Genomic DNA, 6478 nt, shown 5'->3' on the forward strand with positions numbered 1-6478 from the left:
GAAGCGCCGCAATGCTGTTGCACCCACAACGACAGCTGCGGCGAAGTCCGCCATCTGAACTACTCTCGCTGCTTTCCGATAGTTTCCTGGGGGCGATCGATCGACCTCGATGCCTTCGGTCGGAATCATCAACGCACTTTTTCAGTCATCTATCGCCACGACGTGGGTGTAGATCCCTGAAGTTGGTGGCTCAATTGCACCTTGGTGTGAACAACTCTTGCGCACGCCGGCAGGGCCGAAACGCTATGAACGAAATCGACGCTCAGTTATCGGCGCGCGATCGGCCTTGATCCGCGTGATAGTCTGCGTCCGCCCAGCCTTTCTCGTCCCGGGTCTTGGAACTACGTCGCTGAAATGCCATGCAACGACTGGGGTGCTCGGCAACGGGCTGATCGGCACGATCTAGGCGTTGCTCTCCAGCTCGCCCATGCTGCTGCTGACCGATTTCAGCGACACACCGGTGCTCTCCTTGCAGTCCGGGACCAGAGAATATGGCAGCTGGGATGCGCGGCGGAGCTTCTCCGGCGCGCCGAAAGAACTCGTTCGGGCTGCCGGATCTTCTCGTGACAACGTCTGCTTCGGCGGCCCTGACTGGCACGAGCCGGGCCTGAAGCTCGAACACCAACGGTGAGGTAAGCTGAGCGCATAGCCCAATAAATGATGAACGCACGCTCACAGCGCCCTCGTGCAACGGTAGCCGACGCGGCGCGCCAAAGGCAGTCGTGGCTCGCACAGATGCTGGCGCGCAAACCGCGCGTGTTCGGCAACCATTGCGCTCGCCAACTAAATGGCGCGGATCATCTGGATCTACTTGCAGAGCAGAAAGACTGCAGAGCTCCGCTCGGATCTTGGTTCTTCTGCAGGGTCTCGCCCGGCCCTGCCGTTGCGGACCATGTAATCACTGGCATCGCCGCCGGATGATCCGGGCGAACAAACCGGGATGGCTTCTGTGCGATTCGCAGTGCTGCAAACCTACCGCTCCCAGCGCGATCCCAGCAGCACGGTCGTGACAGCTCGAATGCGGATTGGTCTGCCGGGGTGGCAATTTCTTGCAGTTGCAGCTGGCGTAGGACCTCCCGTGGAGGGCTCCCATGGAGGGGCCAATCAAGATCAGCGAAATGCCATCGCGCCGAGAATCACGGCGGACTGATAAGCTTTGTCGAATTTGCTTATCAGTTGGCCAGCTGACTCCATTGGTGCGAAATCCTCATCAGTCCGCCATCGACGCCATGGCCAACGCACCTTAAGCCAATCGCATTAGAGTAAGCGAGCGCCCTAGTCCCCTCAGACGTATCAATGCGGGGTCTGAGATCTGGAGAGTACCAGCGGCGAGGAAGCCGACGGGCGACAACTTGCGCGTCGAGCCCCTACCTTGGAGCATTGCAGAGACGGAAGCTCCGCTCCCCCTTACCTACATTGGAGAAATATTTGGGATGACGTCGCAAGAAGGAACTCCCGCAATGCACAACGCTTAGCTGCATCGCAGCACGTTTGAGCGGCGCTTGCCGGTCATCGTCTCGACAACGGTAGCGTTTGCGTTTGGCCAATTGCCCAAGGTTCGCCTGATGGCGAAACGGTGATTCATCGCTCTCCAACCGCACCCAATCGGATGTTAGTCTTTTGGAGCCTATCCGAACGGCTCTGGTAAAGCCTGACAATGACAGGAGGGAGCTATGGCCGACAAACAGACGCAGCCCACCTGGGATCCGATTGCCCTTGCGGCGCAACTGCAGAACATCGCGAAACAAAGCCAGCTCCTGATGCAGCGCTTTGTGTCGCATCAGCCGGACGCGGTCAAGTTCGGCATGGGCGACACGTCAACGCTCGGGTTCGACTTTTTCGAGCTCGTGACAAAGATGATGACCGACCCGGTGGTAGTCGCCCGCGCCCAGATCAACCTATTCTACGACACGCTAGGTATCTGGCAGAAAACCGCGGAACGCATGCTCATGCTGCGTGCACGCGAGGCCGGTCCCCCGAAAGACAAACGCTTCAAGCATCCGGACTGGAGCGAGAACGCTATCTTCGACTTTGTGAAGGACAGCTATCTCGTTGCGGCGAAGTCGCTTCTTTCCGCAATCCGCGAAACTAAAGGCATGGACGAGGCCAGCGCTCGTAAGGTCGATTTCTACACGCGCCAATTCGTTGATGCTTTGTCACCTTCCAATTTCGTCGCGACCAATCCGGAGGTCCTCACCGCGACGCTGGAGTCTGGCGGACAAAACCTGCTACGTGGTTTGGAGAACCTTCTCGTCGATCTGGAACGCGGCGATGGTCGGCTTGCGATTACAATGACCGACATGAAGGCTTTCCGCCTCGGCGAAAACATCGCAACGGCGCCAGGAAAAATCATCTACCAGAACGAGCTTATGCAATTGATCCAATATGCAACGTCGACCAGAGAAGTCCGGAGGCGGCCACTCCTCATCGTGCCGCCGTGGATCAATAAGTTCTATGTTCTCGATCTTCAGCCGAAGAACTCCTTCATCAAATGGGCCGTCGATCAGGGGCATACGGTGTTCGTCATCTCCTGGGTGAATCCCGATGAGAAGCTCGCTGAAAAGAGCTTTGAAAATTACATGCTCGAGGGACCGTTGGCCGCACTGGACGTGATCGAGTCCGCGACCGGTGAGCGTAGCATCAACACGATTGGCTATTGCCTCGGCGGAACCCTGCTTGCCTCGACGGCGGCTTTTCTGGCCGCGAAGGCCGACGACCGGATTGCGAGCGCCACCTATTTCGTGACGCTCGTCGACTTTACCGAAGTCGGAGACATGGCCGTCTTCATCGACGAAGAGCAACTGGCATCTCTCGAAAGGCGGATGCGCGAGCGCGGCTATCTGGAAGCGCAAGATATGGCGACGGCGTTCAATATGTTGCGCGCGAACGACCTGATCTGGTCTTTCGTCGTCAACAATTATTTGCTCGGCAAGGAACAGATACCCTTTGATCTTTTGTTTTGGAATTCGGATTCGACGCGCATGCCAGCGGCGATGCATTCATTCTATTTACGCAAGATGTATCAGCAAAATCTCTTGGCAAAACCCGGCGGTATCACGTTGGCGGATATGCCGATCGATCTGTCGAAAATCAGGACTCCGGCCTTCATTCTGGCCACGCGCGAAGACCACATTGCGCCGTGGGAATCGACCTATGCGGCGACACGCTTGTATTCCGGGCCGGTCAAATTCGTTCTATCCGCTGCGGGCCATATGGCTGGCGTGATCAGCGCGCCAGGCAGCAAGTACGGCCACTGGGCGAACGACAATTTGCCGCCCAGTCCGGAGGAATGGTTCGCCGGCGCTACGCCTCATCAAGGCTCGTGGTGGCCGCTTTGGGACGAATGGGTCACGCAATTTGATGCAGGCCGCGTTCCTGCCCGCGAACCGGGCGGCGGCAAGTTACCGGTTATCGAAAACGCGCCGGGCTCGTACGTCCGCGTAAGATCGATGGCCGCGTAAGCGACAAAGCTCTTCCTGATCGGCCACTCGTTTGGCGGGACGTTGGCGGCGGCCTTTAGCGCACGCGAACCGCGAGCTGTCCGCGGTCTATTGCTTCTCGGCGCGCCCGTTTGCTTTCAACCAGCGACGAACCGATTTCGCGATGCGCTCGTCTCGATGATTCCGCCTGATCAGAGTGAAGCGGACATCATCCCGGGCTCGCTGCTGTCGCATGCAAGCGCTTTCGCCGCCCCTGATACGTTCGTATGGTCCCGGTTGATGGATGCGGCAATGAGCATTGACGACTTGCGGGCGCTGGATGTCCATGCGCGGGTTGCGCGCTGGGCTCTTGACGAGGCCCCGCTCCCGGGGAGGCTGGTCCATCAGATTGCCGAATGGCTGTATCGGGAAAACCAGTTCTGTCGAGGCACTCTCACCGTGCTGGGTCGCACGATTGGCCCGTCATGTCTCGACGTCCCGACCCTCGCGACCGTCAACACGGCAGACAAGGTTGCACCGCTCGCCTCGATTGAACCGTTGCTTGATGCGTTGCCTACCAAGGATGCCTCGCTCATCAAAAACCCCGGCGAGACGGCGTTGCATTGCAGCACCTCGGAATCCTTGCAGGACGGGCCAAGCATCATCGCTTGGCTGGCGGCGCATCGCTGAAAGGCCGATCCGCCGGCAAACCGGCGCGGATATCTGCTTTGGTCACGGCCAACAACCTCTGCCTTCAATGAGGAGCCGAGTTTTCCGCTTCGACAAAGGAACTGCGCATTGTGAAGCGGAATCGGTCGGCAGCCGAGGCCGCCTGTGGGTCTAAAACGGCGTTTAGAAAGTCGGCCGGTCACTTTCGAACTACCCCGACCATCGAGGTCATTGCACACCCGAACCATTCCGACCGGCCACCGCTCAAGGCCTACATCTACGTGGGCGGCGAGCGTTGGGCGGAGAGCGGCTGCCCAGTCTATAGGAACGTCAGCAACGCCGGGCGCGTTGGATGGAGGCGGTAAGAGCAGAGCCCAAAGTTAGCGATGCGTTTCCTGTCCTCGGCTCCATTGTAAGCCTCATGGCCGCCGCGCTGAAGATGTGTTGCTTCGGTTCGGTAGCGACCTGGCCGCAGAGGACTGTGAAGCCAGCATGGCCGCTCCGGCACCGCGGCGCAGACTAGCAACGAGCAAGCCCATGAAAGTCAAAGACCTGATAGCTGAGCTGCAGAAGCTCGATCCGGAGATGCCGGTCGTCGCTTCCGGCCCTGACGGCTTCGACCTCTATGAGCCGACACTTGACCGCGAATGGATCACGATAGACCACTTCGGTAGCCCGCAGCGCGCCATTTCAGGCGAGCCCGGTGCCGTGCAGGCTATCCGGCTATGATCATCGCATTGCGCGCCATAGACAACGAACATCCCCTCGCCCGGGAGGCCTGGCATACGCCGGCCATGATAAAGCTTGATGCGCTCGCCGAGTGTATCATTGCTCGGGTACATCTGGGTTGGAACGCCGGGGCCGGCACAAGGTTGGGTAGACTGCGAACCATCGCGGCGGCGCCGGAGCACATCACAGAGGCGAAATGATCCGAACAATCGTGAACGAAGCCGGCGATGCAATCGGCGAGACCAACCTCGACGGCATGCTTATCAAGGGGCACCACCGCGTCGACGCCGAGCTAAAGCTCGGCCACAAACTGTTCTTCAGGACCAGCGGCGCGCTGACGAGGATAAACTGCATCACCATTGACCATACCGCGCACAAGATCAGGCTGGCGGTGGACGGGTTTAGTCGGGAAAGTTCTCCTCAACATACAGCTTGAGCCGTTCGCCCAAGCGCGTCGGTGTTCGGATACATCTGCTTCAGATTGCGGACCAGCTTGAAGCATCTTGCAGGCCGGCATCATCGAACATTATGCTGAACTGGATCACGGCTTCACCGAGTCGATCCAGCCGCTGCTCCTCTTGAGCGCCTCATTCCGCCACGGCCTTCGCAGCGCCTTTAGAGATCGCGAGCCATCAGAGTTGTGTCGAAGCCCTTCCAGTTAGTGCGATCAAGGTCCGCCCAACCGTGCCTCGCATAGACCCCCTGCATCCGTGGTGTTCAGGTAGAGCCGTGAAAGCCCTCGCTGTCGCGCTTGATCCTCGATCGCTCGAACCATACGGCACCTGCTCCTTTTCGCCGATACTCGGGGACAACAAACAACCCTGCAAGCCATGGCGACACATGATGGTTAGGCTCGATCTCGGACTCGGTGCCGTGGTCAAGAAGCCGTAGGCCCAAATGCGGCCCCGGGGATCAGCCTCGACTTGGTGCCCCGGTCGCCTCTCGCTGCAGTGGCACGCTATCGCGCGGTGGCGAAACCCGCTGATGGGTTCTCGCGCGGCCGTTCTGGCAGCCTCCCGAGCGGAAATAGCGCATTGGGTGCCGCAGCGACGCGGGATAGAATGCGCCTTTTGGCGGTCGCAAAATGCGTGCTCTAGGTGTCGCGCTGATCGTCATTGGCTTCGCGCTTGTCTGCGGCGGACTCATCTTCCGGCGCAGATTGGAGCCCGACGAGGAGCGCTTCCAAGCAGGATCTGGCGAGATTCCGCAAAGCCTTGATCCAATCCAGCGCGGTCTGCTCGAGGATCTCCGCCGCCTGAATGCGAGGGAGCCGGAGATGCGCAACGAACGCAGCGAAGATCATAGGCCCGGCGGGTGACGCGCCACCCGCTTTAGCACTCACCGCCCGGGGCTAGTGCTGGGATGTCGTCGGGACAGATCGCGTCCGCGGGGCCGCTTCGGCGCCATGCCGACAGTTTCACCGCTCGGCCACGGTCCCGAGCTCTGGCCGCCATACAGCCGGTAATTCGGGTCGGTGTAGGGGTTCCCGGGCCCTTTGTTCTGACAATTGGCATTTGGATAGAACTGTGCGCAATAGCCGGGCTCGGATATCACTGGCTGGGCCGGAGCCGGCGCGCAGCTTATCGCAGTCAGCACCGCCGCCGCGCCGAGTTGCTTGAGGATAGAGACGGACATTGTACTTCTCCCACCGCGGAAGATGC

The 6478-nt window shown here is 59.6% G+C and carries 6 protein-coding genes; all 6 read left to right on the forward strand.

Annotated elements, in window-relative coordinates:
• On the forward strand, nucleotides 1-180 hold a 180-nt coding region (locus AC5ZGW_RS44960; protein WP_474419762.1), incomplete at its 5' end, for a hypothetical protein.
• Between the two features lie 247 nt (nucleotides 181-427).
• Nucleotides 428-631, forward strand: a complete 204-nt coding sequence (locus tag AC5ZGW_RS44965) for a hypothetical protein (RefSeq protein ID WP_130231317.1) — start codon at nucleotides 428-430, stop codon at nucleotides 629-631.
• A gap of 1042 nt (nucleotides 632-1673) precedes the next feature.
• Nucleotides 1674-3461 (forward strand): PHA/PHB synthase family protein, encoded by a 1788-nt coding sequence (locus tag AC5ZGW_RS44970; RefSeq protein ID WP_496114133.1) that lies wholly within the window; start codon nucleotides 1674-1676, stop codon nucleotides 3459-3461.
• Nucleotides 3462-3476: 15 nt separating this feature from the next.
• Nucleotides 3477-4109, forward strand: a complete 633-nt coding sequence (locus tag AC5ZGW_RS44975) for a hypothetical protein (RefSeq protein ID WP_130231319.1) — start codon at nucleotides 3477-3479, stop codon at nucleotides 4107-4109.
• 516 nt (nucleotides 4110-4625) lie between these two features.
• A complete protein-coding gene (locus tag AC5ZGW_RS44980) occupies nucleotides 4626-4817 on the forward strand; it encodes a hypothetical protein (RefSeq protein WP_130231321.1) in 192 nt (63 codons plus the stop codon).
• Nucleotides 4818-5013: 196 nt separating this feature from the next.
• Complete coding sequence (locus AC5ZGW_RS44985; RefSeq protein WP_028168715.1) at nucleotides 5014-5253, forward strand: hypothetical protein; 240 nt, start codon at nucleotides 5014-5016, stop codon at nucleotides 5251-5253.
• The last annotated feature ends 1225 nt before the right edge of the window (nucleotides 5254-6478 follow it).

It is taken from the genome of Bradyrhizobium sp. Crot121 (assembly GCF_059512385.1).

What these genes read in the sequence shown, in the direction of transcription:
- AC5ZGW_RS44980 (WP_130231321.1), top strand. Translation starts at nt 4,626, where the DNA reads ATGAAAGTCAAAGACCTGATAGCTGAGCTGCAGAAGCTCGATCCGGAG.
- AC5ZGW_RS44985 (WP_028168715.1), top strand. Translation starts at nt 5,014, where the DNA reads ATGATCCGAACAATCGTGAACGAAGCCGGCGATGCAATCGGCGAGACC.
- AC5ZGW_RS44970 (WP_496114133.1), top strand. Translation starts at nt 1,674, where the DNA reads ATGGCCGACAAACAGACGCAGCCCACCTGGGATCCGATTGCCCTTGCG.
- AC5ZGW_RS44965 (WP_130231317.1), top strand. Translation starts at nt 428, where the DNA reads ATGCTGCTGCTGACCGATTTCAGCGACACACCGGTGCTCTCCTTGCAG.